The 16,568-nt window shown below is 69.8% G+C and carries 12 protein-coding genes and 1 pseudogene; 3 read left to right on the forward strand and 10 right to left on the reverse strand.

Going from position 1 to position 16,568, the window contains the following annotated elements:
* Positions 1-244 precede the first annotated feature (244 nt).
* Complete coding sequence (locus tag ACWD6R_RS26705; RefSeq protein WP_451821033.1) at positions 245-877, reverse strand: TetR/AcrR family transcriptional regulator; 633 nt, start codon at positions 875-877, stop codon at positions 245-247.
* 124 nt (positions 878-1,001) lie between these two features.
* On the opposite strand from ACWD6R_RS26705, the gene ACWD6R_RS26710 reads away from it, so the two are divergent.
* The gene (locus ACWD6R_RS26710) at positions 1,002-1,952 is read left to right on the forward strand and encodes an alpha/beta fold hydrolase (protein WP_451821034.1); all 951 of its coding nucleotides are present in this window, start codon (positions 1,002-1,004) and stop codon (positions 1,950-1,952) included.
* Positions 1,953-2,333: 381 nt separating this feature from the next.
* On the opposite strand, the gene ACWD6R_RS26715 is transcribed toward ACWD6R_RS26710, so the two are convergent.
* The 3 genes from ACWD6R_RS26715 to ACWD6R_RS26725 all read right to left on the reverse strand — a co-directional run bounded on the left by ACWD6R_RS26715 (position 2,334) and on the right by ACWD6R_RS26725 (position 6,613).
* Positions 2,334-3,539, reverse strand: coding sequence for a vWA domain-containing protein (locus tag ACWD6R_RS26715; protein WP_451821061.1), 1,206 nt, complete (start codon positions 3,537-3,539; stop codon positions 2,334-2,336).
* A 131-nt stretch (positions 3,540-3,670) separates the two neighbouring features.
* A complete protein-coding gene (locus ACWD6R_RS26720) occupies positions 3,671-4,978 on the reverse strand; it encodes an AAA family ATPase (RefSeq protein ID WP_451821035.1) in 1,308 nt (435 codons plus the stop codon).
* A 108-nt stretch (positions 4,979-5,086) separates the two neighbouring features.
* Complete coding sequence (locus tag ACWD6R_RS26725) at positions 5,087-6,613, reverse strand: hypothetical protein (protein ID WP_451821036.1); 1,527 nt, start codon at positions 6,611-6,613, stop codon at positions 5,087-5,089.
* 743 nt (positions 6,614-7,356) lie between these two features.
* Between ACWD6R_RS26725 and ACWD6R_RS26730 the strand changes: the two are divergent.
* Both ACWD6R_RS26730 and ACWD6R_RS26735 read left to right on the forward strand, forming a co-directional pair.
* Positions 7,357-7,479, forward strand: a pseudogene (locus ACWD6R_RS26730) (NAD(P)/FAD-dependent oxidoreductase); the annotation flags it as partial.
* 359 nt (positions 7,480-7,838) lie between these two features.
* Entirely contained in the window at positions 7,839-8,768 is a 930-nt protein-coding gene (locus tag ACWD6R_RS26735) for an oxidoreductase (protein WP_451821037.1), read from the forward strand.
* 21 nt (positions 8,769-8,789) lie between these two features.
* On the opposite strand, the gene ACWD6R_RS26740 is transcribed toward ACWD6R_RS26735, so the two are convergent.
* The 6 genes from ACWD6R_RS26740 to ACWD6R_RS26765 form a co-directional block, all read right to left on the reverse strand.
* Positions 8,790-9,200, reverse strand: coding sequence for a VOC family protein (locus tag ACWD6R_RS26740; RefSeq protein ID WP_406424920.1), 411 nt, complete (start codon positions 9,198-9,200; stop codon positions 8,790-8,792).
* Positions 9,201-9,678: 478 nt separating this feature from the next.
* Complete coding sequence (gene ppdK, locus ACWD6R_RS26745; RefSeq protein WP_451821038.1) at positions 9,679-12,417, reverse strand: pyruvate, phosphate dikinase; 2,739 nt, start codon at positions 12,415-12,417, stop codon at positions 9,679-9,681.
* A gap of 543 nt (positions 12,418-12,960) precedes the next feature.
* Complete coding sequence (dusB, locus tag ACWD6R_RS26750; protein WP_451821039.1) at positions 12,961-14,109, reverse strand: tRNA dihydrouridine synthase DusB; 1,149 nt, start codon at positions 14,107-14,109, stop codon at positions 12,961-12,963.
* A 200-nt stretch (positions 14,110-14,309) separates the two neighbouring features.
* The gene (locus ACWD6R_RS26755) at positions 14,310-14,540 is read right to left on the reverse strand and encodes a DUF6243 family protein (protein ID WP_451821040.1); all 231 of its coding nucleotides are present in this window, start codon (positions 14,538-14,540) and stop codon (positions 14,310-14,312) included.
* A gap of 287 nt (positions 14,541-14,827) precedes the next feature.
* On the reverse strand, positions 14,828-15,031 hold the full coding sequence (locus ACWD6R_RS26760) for a hypothetical protein (RefSeq protein WP_451821041.1): 204 nt from the start codon (positions 15,029-15,031) through the stop codon (positions 14,828-14,830).
* A 100-nt stretch (positions 15,032-15,131) separates the two neighbouring features.
* A complete protein-coding gene (locus tag ACWD6R_RS26765; RefSeq protein WP_451821042.1) occupies positions 15,132-16,514 on the reverse strand; it encodes a glycine--tRNA ligase in 1,383 nt (460 codons plus the stop codon).
* Positions 16,515-16,568: the final 54 nt, after the last annotated feature.

The following is a 16,568-nucleotide window of genomic DNA, read 5'->3' on the forward strand; positions in this document are numbered from 1 at the left end:
CGGATTAGGCGTAGGAACCTCGATCTTCTCAAACTCGAAGCGCACCTGTCGTCGTATCAGCTACCGGACACCGCCACTACCTGCGGATTCGGGTCAGACCGGATATCGAAATCCAAGCACCGGTTGATTCCCAAGCTCAGAGCGCGAGTTCGATTCTCGTCACCCGCTCTTGAGAGAAGGCCCAGGCCTTCTCGGAGCCCACGCGCCATTCGCGCGCCACAAGTGCCCTGACAGCGCGTCAGATTTAGCCCGCCGCCCCGTTCACCGACGTCTCAGTGGTCGAGAAGATCCGGTCCAGATGGTGACGAAGTACCGCGATGGCCGACTCCGGACTCCGCTGGCCCACGAGGATGCTGGTGCCCATGGTCGCCGCCATGGCGAGCAGGCTGATCGCCTCCGTGCGCGCGGCAATGCCGGGATCGGTCAGGCCTGACGCCTGGGCCTGTTCGAGCAGCCCGGTCAGGGCGTTCTCCGCGGCGTCGGGGTTGCCGATGAAGGGCTGGGCAGCCAGCGCCTCGTCGGTCACGGACAGGATCGAGTAGGAGCTGTAGAGGAGGTGGAAGGTGCGGCTCTCCTCGTCGGTCGGCAGGGAGGCCAGCAGCAGCGCTTCGATCGTCGCGCGCGGGTCCGGGTCCGGACCGGCGGCGGCGAGGCGGGCGCCCACCCGCGCCGTGAAGCGGTCGGTCAGGTGCTGGAGCCCGTAGAAGAGCAGCTTCTCCTTGGTCTCGAAGTAGTATTGAACGAGCCGGAGCGAGACGCCGGCCTCTGCGGCCACGTCGCGCATGCCGACGGCGTGCAGCCCTCGCCGCCCCGCGACCTGGATGAGCGCCTCGGCGATCTGGGCGCGTCGTTCCTCGTGGTCCACGCGCTTTGGCATGTGCCGCGTCTCCGCCCGTCGGTCGCGTTCGCGGTCCGGCCTGCCCGAACCTCTTCATGGTACCGCCGTACCATCGTTATGGTACGGTCGTATCACGAAGAACGGATCTCCCCGGAGGTGCCCCGTGCCCGAGAACACGACCCGTGTGCGCCGCGACGTCGGCCGCTACGTCAACGACACCCTGCGCGACCGCTACTTCGCCGCCAGCGACGTCCTCTACACGATGGGCGCACCCGCTCGTTCCGAGACGGACGTCGAGACGAGCTTCGGCACCACGCACGTCTACCGGTACGGCCCCACCGACCCGGCCGCCGAGTCCCGCACTCCGGTGGTCCTGATCCATGGCGCGGGCTACTGCTCGGCGATGTGGTACCCCAACACCCCCGAGCTCAGCGCCGAACGGCCCGTCTACGCGCTCGACACCCCCGGCGACGCCGGGCGCAGCGTCCACCGCGAGCCCATGTGGCAGCCCGAGCGCGCCGCGCAGTGGATGGACGAGGCCCTCGACGCGCTCGGCCTCGACCGGGTCCACCTCGTCGGCTCGTCCTACGGCGGCTGGCTGGTCATCAACCAGGCGCACCGCCGGCCCGGACGGCTCGCCTCGGTCACCGCCCTCGACCCGGGCGGCCTGGAGAAGGTGGGCCTGCGCTTCTTCGCCTGGGTCTTCGTGAGCCTCTTCGCCAGCTTCGCTCCCAAGGCGCTGCGCCCGCACCTCGCCTCCTGGCTGGAACAGCCGGTCATCGCCGTTCCCGAGTTGCGGAAGTGGGTCCAGGTAGGCGCCCGGGCCTTTCGGATCCGCCGTCCCGCACCTCTGCCGCTGGCCGAGGACGCGCTGCGCTCCATCCGGACCCCGCTCTACCTCATCATGGGCAAGCGCAGCCTCCTGGTACACCCGAAGCGGCAGCTGGAGCGCGTACCGCGCCTGATCCCCGGCGCCCGCGCCGAGATCATCGCCGCGACCGGCCACGGACCGCAGATCGACCACCCCGACGTCGTCAACGCCCGGATGCTGAGCTTCATGGAGGACGTCGACTCCCTCGACCCGGCCGCCGTTGACGGCGCAGTCGACGCGTAGGACCTGCAGCTGGGAACACTGGCGTCGGCGTGGCGGCTATGAACCACCGGCCTCGAAGGAACCCGTCGGTCCGGGTGAGCGGTGCCTTGCAGGTGTCCCAGTGGAAGCGTGCCACCCCAGTTGGATTCCCACGCTCTGGCGAAGCCCCGCAGGGCGTTGGAGGGGGACGTCATGGGCCTCCCGTGCCCGTTCGGCCGGGAAACTGCAAGGTCCGTCCCTCACGGTGACGCAGGCGGAAGGCTTCGATGATCGAGACGCTGACGGACGTCTATTGGAAGGACAACTCGTCCAATCACGTCCGAAGGTCGAGCGTCGGTAAGGCGCTCCGCGCTCCCCCCACGAACAGCAGCCCGGGTGGCGACACCGCGCCGCCGCGCTTTCTCAGGTGATGGTGACGACACGCGCCCAGGGCGGCGGGGTGTCCGGGACGTAGTCGGGGTTCTCTTCTTCCGCAACGCGGACGGGACGGGGGAAGAGACCGACAACGGTGCGGCAGGGCGGATGCGCGGCGGGCCACGGTGTCTGACCGTCCGTCAGGGCGACGATCACGTCCGGGCAGGGCCGGGAGCGGAGCGCCCGGGCGAAGCCGGAGCGCAGATCCGTTCCCCCACCGCCGACCAGTTCGATGTTCTCGGCGCGGCAGAGCGGGACGGCGACCCCGGCCGCCGCGTCGCAGGAGATCACCGAGACCAGGTCACGCCGCCCGCCCACCGCCCGTGAGATCGCCGCCACCTCCAGCAGCGCGCTGCCCAGCTCGGCGTCGCTCACCGACCCGGAGGTGTCGATCACGACGCAGACCCGGGGCGGCGTATGGCGCAGGCTCGGCAGCAGCACTCCGGGGACACTGGCCGAACGCCGGGACGGACGCCGGTAGCTGTGGTCCTCGCCCACCCCCGGCGCACTTGCCGCGGAGCGGATCGCAGCCCCCAGCAATCGCCGCCACGGCTGCGGTGGATGGAACGCCTCGTCAGCCCACCGGCGCCATCCCTCCGGAGCTTCGCCCGGCCGGCCCCTGATCCCCTCGGCGACCCGGAAGCGGACCGCGTCCCGCTGCTGCTTGCTCAGCCCGTGTGCCCCATTGGGCCCCAGCTCCCACGGTCGGCCCTGCCCGTCGGCACCACTGCCGCAGTCCAGCCAGGCCAAGTCCCCAGTGAGCCCTGACATCGACGCCGTCCGCAGGTACTCCTCCATCAGCAGCCCGTCGGGCAGCCGCAGCAGAGATGGCAGCACCGCCCCGGCAGGCAGGGGCAGACCGTCACCGTAGATGTCGTCGTTGATCTCGAAGTCGGCGGCGATGTTCCGCCGCAGCCGCGCGCCCGGCCCGTACTCCTCGTGCTCCCGCGCATACCGCTCGCCCCGCCCGTGGTGGTCCCGGAGCAGATGGGAGACCTCGTGCACCCAGACACCCGCGAGCTCCTCCACCGGAGTGCGCGCCACGAAGCCGGGGGAGACGTAGCAGTGCCAGTGCGCGTCCACCGCCATCGTCGGCACCGACCGGTCTTCCACCACGTGCAGCGCAAAGAGTGCGCTTGCCAGGTAGGGACGGACCTTCACCGCGTGCAGCCGGGCGGCCAGCAGTTTCTCCATGTCCAGCGGTAGTCCGGGCGGGCCGTACGGCGTGCCGGAGCCGGCCGGTGCCACCGGCACGGTGGCCCGCACCGGGCGCGGCGGCGCGGGCCGGGCCGTCGGGCGCGGCAGCGGGTGCTTCGCGCCCCCCGTCATCGGCGTACCCTCGTCGCACGCCCGGCGTCGGCTGCCGCTGCGACCCGCCCCACCGACCGGTCCGCCCGTCGGGCGAGACCGATCACCCCGATCAGCCGCTCCACCGCCGCCGGCACCTCCCAGTCGTCGCGCCGCAGCGAGGCCAGCGCCGTCGCCGGGGCGACCAGCAGGTCCGGGGCGCCGGTCTCCAGCGCCCGGACCAGCACCGCCCAGCCCGCCTCCCACCGCGCCCGCTCGGGCCGCGCCCCGACGGCGGCCACCACCGCATCCAGCGCAGCCTGACGCAGATCGCCCCGCACCGGCAGCTCGGCGGAGGCCGGATCGGCGAGCAGCGACTCCGGGTCCGGCAGGTCCATCCGGTCCAGATGGGCGAGAAGTTCGAGGCCCGGCCCGTCCCCTACCGTGCCCCGCACCAGCAGTGCCAGCACCTCCCGGGAGACGGAGGCCGCCGTGCCGAAGGCCAGCAGGGCCAACGCGGCCTCCCAGCTCCGGGGCGAGGGCCAGGCACCGCCGCGCCGTGTCTCCGTGCTGGGCAGCCGGTGGATCAGCGTCGGCCGGGCCTCCAGAAATCCGCAGACCGCGTGCCGGGCGAAGGCCACCGCCTCCGGCAACCGCTCCGGCACCAGCCGGGGCAGCTCCGCCCGGGGCCAGACCCCGCCCAGTCCGCGCACCACCACCTCCCGGTCGTGCACCCAGTACAGATGCACGAACCGGTTGGCCAGTGGCGGGCTCAGCTCCCACCCGTCCGCCGCCGACGTGCTCGGATTGGCCGCGGCCACGATCCGCACCTCCGGCGGCAGTTGCAGCGCACCGACCCTCCGCTCCAGGACGACCCGGAGCAGCGCGGCCTGGACGGCCGGTGTGGCGGTGGAGAGTTCGTCCAGGAAGAGCAGCCCCCGCCCTGCCCGCACGAGTTCCACGGCCCACTGCGGCGGCGCCATCGGCACCCCCTGCACCGCCGGGTCGTCGCCGACGATGGGCAGCCCGGAGAAGTCGGTCGGCTCGTGGACGCTGGCGATCACGGTCGTCAGCGGCAGGTTGAGGGAAGTGGCGAGCTGCGTCAGGGCCGCGGTCTTGCCGATGCCCGGCTCGCCCCAGAGCAGCACGGGCAGGTCGGCCGCGACGGCCAGGGTGAGGGCTTCGAGTTGCTCGTCCGGGCGCGGCTCGGTGGTGGTCGTGCGCAGGAGGGCCAGGAGGTCGTCGGCGACAGCGAGTTGGGTGCCGGTTCCGGATGCGCCGGCGGGGGTGGGTGCGGGAGCGCCGGGGGCCGGGAGCGGGGCGGACAGGAGGGTACTGGGGGTCATGGGCATCACCTTGGGTGGGATAAGGGAACGGGACGGCCCGTCCCGGATGTCGTGGGCGTACAGCGGGGAATACGCAGTGCGAGCACGGGACTCAGGTGGGACAGCTGGTCAGCTGGTACTCAGGTTCAGGCCGGTACGGGGCCGGGCCCGGCTGCTCTGCTTGAGGCGGATTGCGGGAGGCGTACGGCGGTCGAGTCGGGGGCGGTGGCCCGCCTCCGCGTGCCTCAGGTCCGAGGCCTGTCCGCCCGCTGCCGCACCCGCACCGGGGTGCACGGCGACCAACCCCGAGCGGAAGAGCCCGTGGTCGATGCGGCGGGCCGCAGCCGACTCCAGTTCCTCCCGCAGCGGACCGTCGCGCAGGACCGCACCGGGACCGAGCAGCCCCTCGACTACGGCCAGCGCCCCAGCGACGTCACCATGGCCCAGCCGCTCCCGGACCGCAGGCAGTGCCTCCGGGTCACGGTGCACCTCGTCGATGGCCCGCAGGCAGGCCAGCGCGGGCCCGCCGAGCGCCACCAGCAGCTCCTCCCGGCGCAGTTGTGCCGGGTCGTGATCGATCGCTGTCAGTGTCCCGTCCCGCAGCGCTATCCGGTGGACCTCACCCCGGCATTCCACCCGGTGCGGATCACCGGGCTGGAGGGCGGGGCCGGTCGCCGGACCCGAGCTGGACGACGCCGCTGAGCCGAACGCCGCCAATGCTGTGGCGACGAGCGGATGCAGGCGATCGGTCGCGACCAGCCCGGCCCGCAGCAGCTCCAGATCCGGAAGGACCCGGGCCGCCGCCTCCGGCAGCACCGGAAGCGCCGCAACCTCCTGCTGCGGCAGCGTCTCCCGCAGCGGCCGGAACGTCGGGGCATGGCTGTCGTCGGGGGCGATGAGTTCGAGCACGGCGCGGCTCCGCGTACCGAGCCGCACGGTGAAGGCCCCGCGAGGGCTTCCCTCGGCCTTCAATAGCAACTCCGCCTCGGCGGCCCAACGTGCCAACGCCCACGAGTAATCGTGGACGGCGGGCCGATCCAGCCAGTCCGGCACGTCTGGCCGAGCGGATGCGTGGGGCCGGTCGGGCGGCACCATGGACGGCGCCTCGCCCGCACCGCACCGCCACGCCAGTTCGCCGCTCCGCTCGGAGTCCCAAAGATGCCGGTGCAGGTCGAGCCGAAAACGCCGGTCGGGATGCGGGTGCGGATGCGGAAGGTGCCCTGGGGCGCCGTTCCCGGACTCCTCCCACAGAGCCAGGGATATCCTCTGTCCAGCGTCCGCCCAGGCTGGCGGTGTCCGCACCACCAGCTGCAGCGGCGTGGCGCCGGAACTCCGGTAACGGGCCAGGGAGATGGTGAGGCCGGCGCGGAGCCGCCCGTCGGGGGCGATCCGGGGCATGTGCCAGCGGAGCAGATCCGGAGCCAGGCGGCGCAGATCTGCACGAAGGTGGGTGACGAGATCGGTGCCGTGGCGGTCACGCACGGCGCGCAGATCGAGATCGATGTCGACCCGGGCGGCGGCGCACGCCCCGGCCCAGTCACCAACTGCACGCCGTGCGGTCGCGGTCTCGATCATGGACGGTGGCACGGCGTACTCGCGCACGCGCTGCCACATCAACAGGTGGGCCGGAATCGCATTCGCGAAGTGATGTGCCATCAGCAATCACCTTGCGCGAACGATTCCCCCGATCTGTACGAGGAGTAGTTCTTCATCCCCGGCATCATATGCACCACGATGAGGATCTGTCAGTCCCCCTCCACCGCCCATCGACCTTCCTCCACGCACGCCGCAACGCCCGGAGTCGCGCGGCGAGTACCGCCCTCGCCGCCCGTTACGGACCGTGTGGACCGGCATGGAGGGAAAGACCAGCGGCCGAGCCCGAGCACTGCACGGTGGCGACCAGCCGGGCAGAGCGATCATTTGCCCGATTTCGGCCACGTGGTGAGGGCCATTCGTCGTCTGCGGCAAACAACCCGACCGTGCCATAACGTGCCAGTCGGAGCGGTAAACAGCGGTCACCGGCAGCACCTACAAGGCAACCCCAAACTGCTCTGGATCGACTGTTTCAGCAGCTCAGAGGCCTTACGACAGCCCAGTGCCGGTTGATTCCCAAGCTCAGAGCGCGAGTTCGATTCTCGTCACCCGCTCCATGAAAAAGCCCCAGACCAACGGCCCGGGGCTTCTTTGTTGTCTAGTCCAATTTCACAGCCGCCGCCGTCCTCGACCAGGCACTGGACCAGCCCACCCTGGACGACGCCCGCAACCCCGCACGCGCGCTGACCTGGCGCGTCCGCCGCCTCGGCCAACGTCACGCTCCCAGCCCACCGGCACAAGCAGCCAGGGCTCGCAGCGCCGCGCAATGCCCCGCCGCTCCGATCCCCCCAGCCGCAGCCGCTCCGCTGGCGGGCGGTGTGCTGCTCGGCGATCTCGCCGCGGTCGGCACCCTCGCCCGCACCTGGGAGGACGACGAACCGCTCCCCGCCGAAACATCCCTGCTCCACCTGCTCACCAACGACGGAGGCTTCTGAGATGCCGGTGTCCACTCCCCCGACCGACCGTACCTCCGCCCTCCCGACCATCGTGGTCGTCGGACACGGCATGGTCGGCCAGCGGTTCCTGGAGGCGCTCGCCGAGCGCGGTCTGACGGCGAACGATGGGGCCGCCGCCGCAGGCCATTCACCGCCGACGGCCGGTTCTACCGCGTCCGCCCCACCACCTGGGGCAACCTCGCGAGCGGCACCCTCGAGGCGCTCGTGGCGCGTACCGCCACCAGCGGCACAGGCACCAGCGGCAGTTCCTCCGGCGGCGGCATCACGTACGAGGTGAAGGGGCCGTTCCGCAGCTGATTCCGGCCGTGGGGCTCCGGTCGTACGCTTGTTCCATGACCCAGGGCTGGAACGCGAGCGACATCCCCGACCAGAGCGGCCGTACGGCCGTGGTCACCGGAGCCAACAGCGGTATCGGACTTGTCACGGCACGCGAACTGGCGCGCAGCGGTGCGCGGGTGCTGCTCGCGTGCCGTGACGAGACCCGCGGCAAGGAGGCCGAGTCACGCATCCGGGCGGCCGTGCCGGGCGCGGAGGTGGAGTTCGTACCGCTGGATCTGGCCGATCTCTCCTCCGTACGGGAGTTCGCCGCTTCGTACCGGTCCGACCGGCTGGATCTGCTGATCAACAACGCCGGTGTGATGGCCCTGCCGTACCGGAAGACGGCCGACGGTTTCGAGACCCAGTTCGGCGTCAACCACCTCGGGCACTTTGCTCTCACCGGTCTGCTGCTGCCGAAGCTCATCAACACTCCGGGCGCCCGGGTGGTGAGCGTGTCGAGCGGGATGCACGCCCTGTCCAACATCGACATGGGCGATCTCAACAGTGAGCGGAACTACCGGCGTTGGATCGCCTACGCCCGCTCGAAGACCGCCAATCTGCTCTTCGTCCATGAGCTGGCGCGCCGGCTCTCCGCGGCCGGCTCCGACGTCGTCGCCGTGGCCGCGCACCCCGGATACGCGGCGACCAATCTGCAGACGGCAGGCGTCAGGATGGAGAACCGCAGGACTGCGGAACGGGTGGTCGGACTCGGCAACCGGATCCTCGCCCAGCCCGCGTCCTCCGGTGCGCTGCCGACGCTGTACGCGGCCACCGCGCCCGGGGTGCGCCCCGACTCGTTCACCGGCCCGAAGCTGCTGGGCTGGCGGGGTGCGCCCGCCCCGTCCTGGCGGACGGGCTGGACGCGGAACGATGTGGCGAGCGAACGCCTGTGGGTGGCGTCCGAGCAACTCACCGGGGTGACCTGGCCGGGCCTCGGGACCTGAGGCCCGGGCCGCGCGCTGCGCTCAGCCCTGGTCCTGGACCGCGGCCGGGTCCATCCACACGATCTCCCAGATGTGGTGATCGGGGTCCTGGAAGGACCGGCCGTACATGAACCCTTGGTCGATGGGCTCGTTGGCGGGCGATCCGCCGGAGGCGAGCGCGGTGTCGGCCAGCTCATCGACCTTCTCGCGGCTCTCGGCGCTCAGCGCAATGATCGCCTCGGTGGACTTCGAGGCGTCGGCGATCTCCTTCTTGGTGAAGTCCTTGAAGCGCGGCTCGGTGATGAGCATGGCGAAGATCGTGTCGCTGATGACGAGACACGTGGTGGTCTCGTCACTGAACTGCGGGTTGAACGAGAATCCGAGCTTGCCGAAGAAGCTCTTGGTCGTCTCAAGGTCCTTGACCGGCAGGTTCACGAAGATCATCTGCGGCATGTCCGTCTCTTCTCTACTCATATGTGGTGCTCTGTTCGAGCGCTTTCGAGGGGTAGACGGCGGGCAGACTCCGAACTCATCGCCGACGGCGAAAAAATCGCCGGAGTTCCTACCGTCGGACCCATGAACGTATCGAAGGACGGGGCAGGAAGCGGAGCGACCGGCCGACGGATCACGGACGCAGGACGGCGATGAGCCGCCCGAGAGGTTCGGCGCGCCCCACGGAGAGCGCGTCCAGCCGAAGGGGCGGCACGGGCCGTCCCTCGCCGGGGCGCCCGCCCATGGGCCGCACCCCACCAGCTGGGTGCGGCAATCACCGAAAGCGCTTGCGCGCTCCTTTTGTCTCCGCCCGGGATCCGGACATGACGAAGCGGCGGCACCCCCGCACAGGGTGCCGCCGCTTCAGGGTTGTCCGGAGCTGTCGTCGAGTCGTTGAGGGTGGTGAGCCGACGACGGCCCCGGAGTCCGGGTGATCAGGTCAGCGGCTGTCGCTGCCCTTCGCCTCTGCCGCGGCCCGGCCCGCCTCCAGGCGGGCGACCGGGATCCGGAACGGCGAGCAGGAGACGTAGTCGAGGCCCACCTCGTGGAAGAAGTGCACCGACTCCGGGTCGCCGCCGTGCTCGCCACAGACACCGAGCTTCAGGTCCGGGCGGGTGGCCCGGCCGGCCGCGACGGCGCTGCGGACCAGCGAACCGACGCCGTCCTTGTCGATCGTCTCGAACGGCGACACCCCGAAGATGCCCTTCTCCAGGTACGCGGTGAAGAACGAGGCCTCCACGTCGTCACGGGAGAAGCCCCACACCGTCTGGGTCAGGTCGTTCGTGCCGAAGGAGAAGAACTGTGCGGCCTCGGCGATCTGACCGGCGGTCAGCGCGGCGCGCGGCAGCTCGATCATCGTGCCGATGGTCAGCTTCAGCTCGGTGCCGGTGGCCGCCTCGACCTCCGCGATGACCTGGTCGGCCTCCTCGCGGACGATCTCCAGCTCCTGGACCGTGCCGACGAGCGGAATCATGATCTCGGCGCGCGGGTCGCCCTTGGCGTTCTTGCGGTGGGCGGCCGCCTCGGCGATCGCCCGCACCTGCATCGCGAACAGACCGGGGATGACCAGCCCGAGCCGTACGCCGCGCAGACCGAGCATCGGGTTCTGCTCGTGCAGCTTGTGCACGGCCTGGAGGAGCCGCAGGTCGTTCTCGTTCGCGTCCTTGCGGGACTCGGCGAGCGCGACCCGTACCGACAGCTCGGTGATGTCGGGCAGGAACTCGTGCAGCGGCGGGTCGAGCAGCCGCACGGTGACGGGCAGCCCGTCCATCGACTCGAACAGCTCGATGAAGTCGGCCTTCTGGAGCGGCAGCAGTGCGGCAAGCGCGGCCTCGCGCTCGTCGTCGGTGTCCGCGAGGATCAGCTTCTCGACCATCTCGCGGCGCTCGCCGAGGAACATGTGCTCGGTGCGGCACAGGCCGATGCCCTGGGCACCGAAGCGCCGCGCCCGCAGCGCGTCCTCGGCGTTGTCCGCGTTGGCCCGCACCCGCAGCCGGCGCACCCGGTCCGCGTACGCCATGATCCGGTGCACGGCTGCGACCAGCTCGTCGGCGTCGTCGGCGCCCGCGTGCATCCGGCCCTCGAAGTACTCGACGACCGGGGACGGCACGACGGGGACCTCACCGAGGTACACCTTGCCGGTGGAGCCGTCGACCGAGACGATGTCGCCCTCCTCGACGACGGTCCCGCCGACGGTCAGCCGGCGTCGCTTGGTGTCGACCTCGATCTCCTCGGCGCCGCAGACACAGGTCTTGCCCATGCCACGGGCGACGACGGCGGCGTGCGAGGTCTTGCCGCCGCGCGAGGTCAGGATGCCCTCGGCGGCGATCATGCCGTCGAGGTCGTCGGGGTTGGTCTCGCGGCGGATCAGGATGACCTTCTCGCCCGACCGGGACCACTTGACCGCGGTGTACGAGTCGAAGACCGCCTTGCCGACCGCGGCGCCCGGCGACGCGGCGATGCCACGGCCGAGCAGCACCGCCTTCGCGTCCTCGTCGAAGCGCGGGAACATCAGCTGCGCCAGCTGCGCCCCGTTGACGCGCTGGAGCGCCTCCGCCTCGTCGATGAGCCCCTGGTCGACGAGCTGCGTCGCGATCCGGAACGCGGCACCGGCGGTGCGCTTGCCGACCCGGGTCTGGAGCATCCACAGCTGGCCGCGCTCGATGGTGAACTCGATGTCGCACAGGTCCTTGTAGTGCGTTTCGAGGGTCTGCATGATCTGCATCAGCTGGTCGTACGACTTCTTGTCGATCGACTCCAGATCGGCGAGCGGCACGGTGTTGCGGATACCCGCGACGACGTCCTCGCCCTGCGCGTTCTGCAGGTAGTCGCCGTACACGCCCGCGTGGCCGCTGGCCGGGTCGCGGGTGAAGGCGACGCCCGTACCGGAGTCGGGACCGAGGTTGCCGAAGACCATCGAACAGACGTTGACGGCCGTGCCGAGGTCGCCGGGGATGCGCTCCTGGCGGCGGTAGAGCTTGGCGCGGTCGGTGTTCCACGAGTCGAAGACGGCCTTTATGGCCAGGTCCATCTGCTCGCGCGGGTCCTGCGGGAAGTCACGCCCGGCGTCGCGCGTGACGATCTTCTTGAACTGCTTGACCAGCTTCTTCAGGTCGGCCGCGTCGAGATCCACATCGACGGTGACGCCCTTGGCCTCCTTCGCGGCCTCCAGCGCCTCCTCGAAGAGGTCGCCGTCGACTCCGAGGACGGTCTTGCCGAACATCTGGATCAGGCGGCGGTACGAGTCCCACGCGAACCGCTCGTCGCCGGCCTGGGCGGTGAGACCGACGACGGACTCGTCGGAGAGGCCGATGTTGAGAACCGTGTCCATCATGCCGGGCATCGAGAACTTCGCGCCGGAGCGGACGGAGACCAGCAGCGGGTCGCCGGCCTGGCCGAGCTTCTTGCCCATCTGCTTCTCCAGGGCGGCGAGGTGCGCACTCACCTCGTCGCGGAGCGCCGTCGGCTCCTCGCCACTGTCGAGGTAGACCTTGCACGCCTCGGTGGTGATCGTGAAGCCCGGAGGGACGGGCAACCCGAGGTTCGTCATCTCGGCGAGGTTGGCACCCTTGCCGCCGAGCAGGTCCTTCAGATCCTTGTTGCCCTCGGTGAAGTCATAAACGAACTTCTGACCCCGGAGCTCCGGCGTGGGTACGTGAGGATCTTTGTTTTCCGACACGGGTCTCGACTCCTAGAGGACTCGGGTGGCTGCCCTGACGGCGAGGAACATACCCAGATCGAAGGTGTCTGGGTACGTCCACTTGCGCGTCATGCGGCCTTAACCACTCGTCCGCCAGCAGATCGAAAGTTTCGTTCCAGACTCACGCATCGACGCGTTCATTCACTTCTTGAACGCATCACTACTCAAAGTCCCCAAGATCGCGAGAATTGCACACGGTGCGTAGCGTATGCGTCGATCGATCAAAGTAAAGTCGAGTGGCACCGAGTGCCATCATTTGAGAAGTGCAGTTCCCAGAAATCCGCTCATCTGAGCAATGAACCCTCGGGGGTGGCGAGAATCACGCCCCGATGGGCGCTCAGATGTCACCATCCGGACGCCTCCGCGGCCACGCACGGTCACGCGCCGACCACAAGGGGCGAAAGAAATGCGGACGCGGCACCTCCCTCGCACGCCGCGACGCCCCGCGCCATCCGGTCCACCCTCAATTCACCCCGGATTGGCGCTCAGATGAGCGGGCGTGAATCAAGGGCACTGGGTGCCTCATCCGCCCGAGGTGTCGAGCTCGGCGTCCGCGCTCACGCCCGAGCAGTCGTAGGGGTCCTTCAGCCAGCCGTCCGGCAGCACCACACGGTTGTTGCCGGAGGTGCGCCCGCGCGGCCCGTCCGCCCCGTCCGGCCAGGCCTGGTCCAGGTCGAGCTCGTCCAGCTGCCCGCCCAGCTCGTCCAGCGACGAGGTGATCGCCAGCTTCTTGCGCATCTCCGAGCCGACCGAGAAGCCCTTGAGATACCAGGCCACATGCTTACGGAAGTCGATCACGCCACGGGTCTCGTCGCCGATCCACTCCCCCAGCAGCGTCGCGTGCCGCAGCATCACCGTCGCGACCTCCCGGAGCGTCGGCGCCTGCCTCGCCTCCGTACCCTCGAAGGCGCTCACCAGGTCACCGAAGAGCCACGGGCGCCCCAGGCAGCCGCGGCCCACGACCACGCCGTCGCAGCCGGTCTCGCGCATCATCCGGCGGGCGTCGTCCGCACACCAGATGTCGCCGTTGCCGAGGACCGGGATCTCCGGGACGTGCTCCTTGAGGCGGGCGATCGCGTCCCAGTCGGCGGTGCCGCCGTAGTGCTGGGCGGCGGTCCTGCCGTGCAGGGCGACCGCCGTGACGCCCTCCTCCACCGCTATCCGGCCCGCGTCGAGGTAGGTGAGGTGGTCGTCGTTGATGCCCTTGCGCATCTTGATGGTGACCGGCAGGTCGCCGGCGTTGGATACGGCCTCGTTGAGGATCGCGCGCAGCAGCGGCCGCTTGAACGGGAGCGCGGAGCCGCCGCCCTTGCGGGTCACCTTGGGGACCGGGCAGCCGAAGTTCAGGTCGATGTGGTCGGCGAGGTCCTCGTCGACGATCATGCGGACGGCCTTGCCGACCGTGACCGGGTCCACTCCGTACAGCTGGATCGAGCGCGGGGTCTCGCTCGCGTCGAAGTGGATGAGCTGCATGGTCTTCTCGTTGCGCTCGACCAGCGCCCGCGTCGTGATCATCTCGCTGACGAACAGCCCCTTGCCGCCGGAGAACTCCCGGCACAGGGTGCGGAACGGGGCGTTGGTGATACCGGCCATGGGCGCGAGCACCACTGGCGGCTGCACCGTGTGCGGGCCGATCCGGAGCTGCGGGAGCGAGGGGGCGAGCGTGGTCATTGCTCCATTGTCGCGTACAGCGGGAGCTGCTTCGGCGGGCGCCGGGGCGAGAGGCGGGCAACCGCACGGGCGAAAGTCGTTGGTCAACCGTGCTGTCCATGTATGCCCGAGCTCAGCCACCGCCGACGGGCGGGAACGGGTGTGGGCCCGGATCACCAGAGGTGATCCGGGCCCACAGTCGTACGGGCGCCGAGAAGGCGTCAGCTCTGCGCCGCGGAGTCGCCCTCCTGGGTCGACGTCGCGGCATCGGCGGACGCCGTGGCCTGCCCGGCCCCGGCGCGCTCGCGCATCTTGCGCAGCAGCTCCTGCTTCCGGTCGTCCGCGGTCCTGCGGTCGGCGTTACGCGCGCTGCCCGCTCCCTGCTGATCGGCGCGGGACAGCTTCTTGCGCTGTCCGCCGACACCGAGAAGGTTGTTGCGGCTCTTGGCCACGGGGGTTCTCCCATTCGTGGTGAGACGTCGTGAGACGTGAGGTCGTGAGCGACCTGGAATCGATCCGGTGGGCGGCGGGCGGTCGGGCCCGCCGCGCTCTCACTCGTAGATCTGGAAGAACGAAGACATACCGGAACCGTACCCCGGCCGCACCGGGTGCGGCACCCGGTTTTCGGCCTGCCCGCGCGAAGCACACGGAACCCGCCCCGTCGAAGCTGCGGCACTGGCCGGCGGCGCTGTTCGCCCTGACAGCCCCGCGCACCGGGGCAGGTCACACCGGGCGGCCGTCAGGCCGTCGGGTCGATCGTCGCCTGGTGGGCCCGGGCCAGGTGTTCCTCGGCCTTCAGCCAGGGCAGGAACTGCACGCCCTTGCGCCAGTCGCACGTGTCGCAGCTCAGTTGCCGCTGCATCCCCGACTTCCGTACATGGACGACATGTTCACGGCCGTGCTGATCCCATCGGCTGACCTTGCTCGTGGTCATGGACGGCATCCGAGCCTCCTGTTGACGCATGGTCGCGTGGTGCCCAGTGTGTAACGAAGCCCCGGTTCCGTACGAGGAACCGGGGGCTTCGCGGTGGAACCGTGATGCGTCAGCAGCCGAGCAGACGGGCGCCGAGGTACGCCTGGATCTGGTCCAGCGAAACACGCTCCTGCTTCATGGTGTCGCGCTCGCGCACCGTGACCGCGTTGTCGTCGAGGGTGTCGAAGTCGACGGTGACGCAGAACGGCGTACCGATCTCGTCCTGGCGGCGGTAGCGGCGGCCGATGGCGCCCGCGTCGTCGAACTCGATGTTCCAGTTCTTCCGCAGGTCGGTCGCGAGGCCCTTGGCCTTCGGCGACAGCTGCGGGTTGCGGGACAGCGGCAGCACCGCGACCTTGACCGGCGCAAGGCGCGGGTCGAGGCGCATCACGGTGCGCTTCTCCATGACGCCCTTGGCGTTGGGCGCCTCGTCCTCGATGTAGGCGTCGAGGAGGAAGGCGAGCATCGAACGGCCGACACCGGCCGCGGGCTCGATGACGTACGGAGTCCAGCGCTCGCCGGCCTCCTGGTCGAAGAACGACAGATCCGTGCCGGAAGCGGCGGAGTGGGCCTTGAGGTCGTAGTCCGTGCGGTTGGCGACACCCTCCAGCTCGCCCCACTCGCTGCCACCGAAGCGGAAGCGGTACTCGATGTCAGAGGTGCGCTTGGAGTAGTGGGAGAGCTTCTCCCTCGGGTGCTCGAACCACCGCATGTTCTCCTCGCGCAGGCCCAGGTCCGTGTACCAGTTCCAGCGCTGCTCCATCCAGTACTCGTGCCACTGCTCGTCCTCGCCCGGCTTGACGAAGAACTCCATCTCCATCTGCTCGAACTCGCGGGTGCGGAAGATGAAGTTGCCCGGAGTGATCTCGTTCCGGAAGGACTTGCCCATCTGCGCGATGCCGAACGGCGGCTTCTTGCGCGAGGTCTGCTGCACCTGACCGAAGTTGGTGAAGATGCCCTGCGCGGTCTCGGGACGCAGGTAGGCGACCGAGCCGGAGTCCTGGGTCGGGCCGAGGTGCGTGGAGAGCAGACCCGAGAACTGCTTGGGCTCGGTGAAGGTGCCCTTGTTGCCGCAGTTCGGGCAGTTGAGGTCGGCGAGCCCGTTGACCGGCGGCTTGCCGTGCTTCTCCTCGTACGCCTCCTCCAGGTGGTCCGCGCGGAAGCGCTTGTGACAGGAGGTGCACTCGGTCAGCGGGTCGGTGAACGTGGCGACGTGGCCGGAGGCGACCCACACTTCGGGGGCCAGGATGACCGACGAGTCGAGACCGACCACGTCCTCGCGCGAAGTGACCATGTAGCGCCACCACTGGCGCTTGAGGTTCTCCTTCATCTCCACGCCCAGCGGCCCGTAGTCCCAGGCGGCCTTCTGGCCACCGTAGATCTCACTGCAGGGGTAGACGAAGCCACGGCGCTTGCTCAGGCTGACGATGGAGTCGATCTTGTCGGCGGCCACGGTGCTCTCTTCATTACGACGACGACGAACGGCGAATGCTTCAGATTACCGGCG

Source organism: Streptomyces sp. NPDC005151 (genome assembly GCF_053599875.1).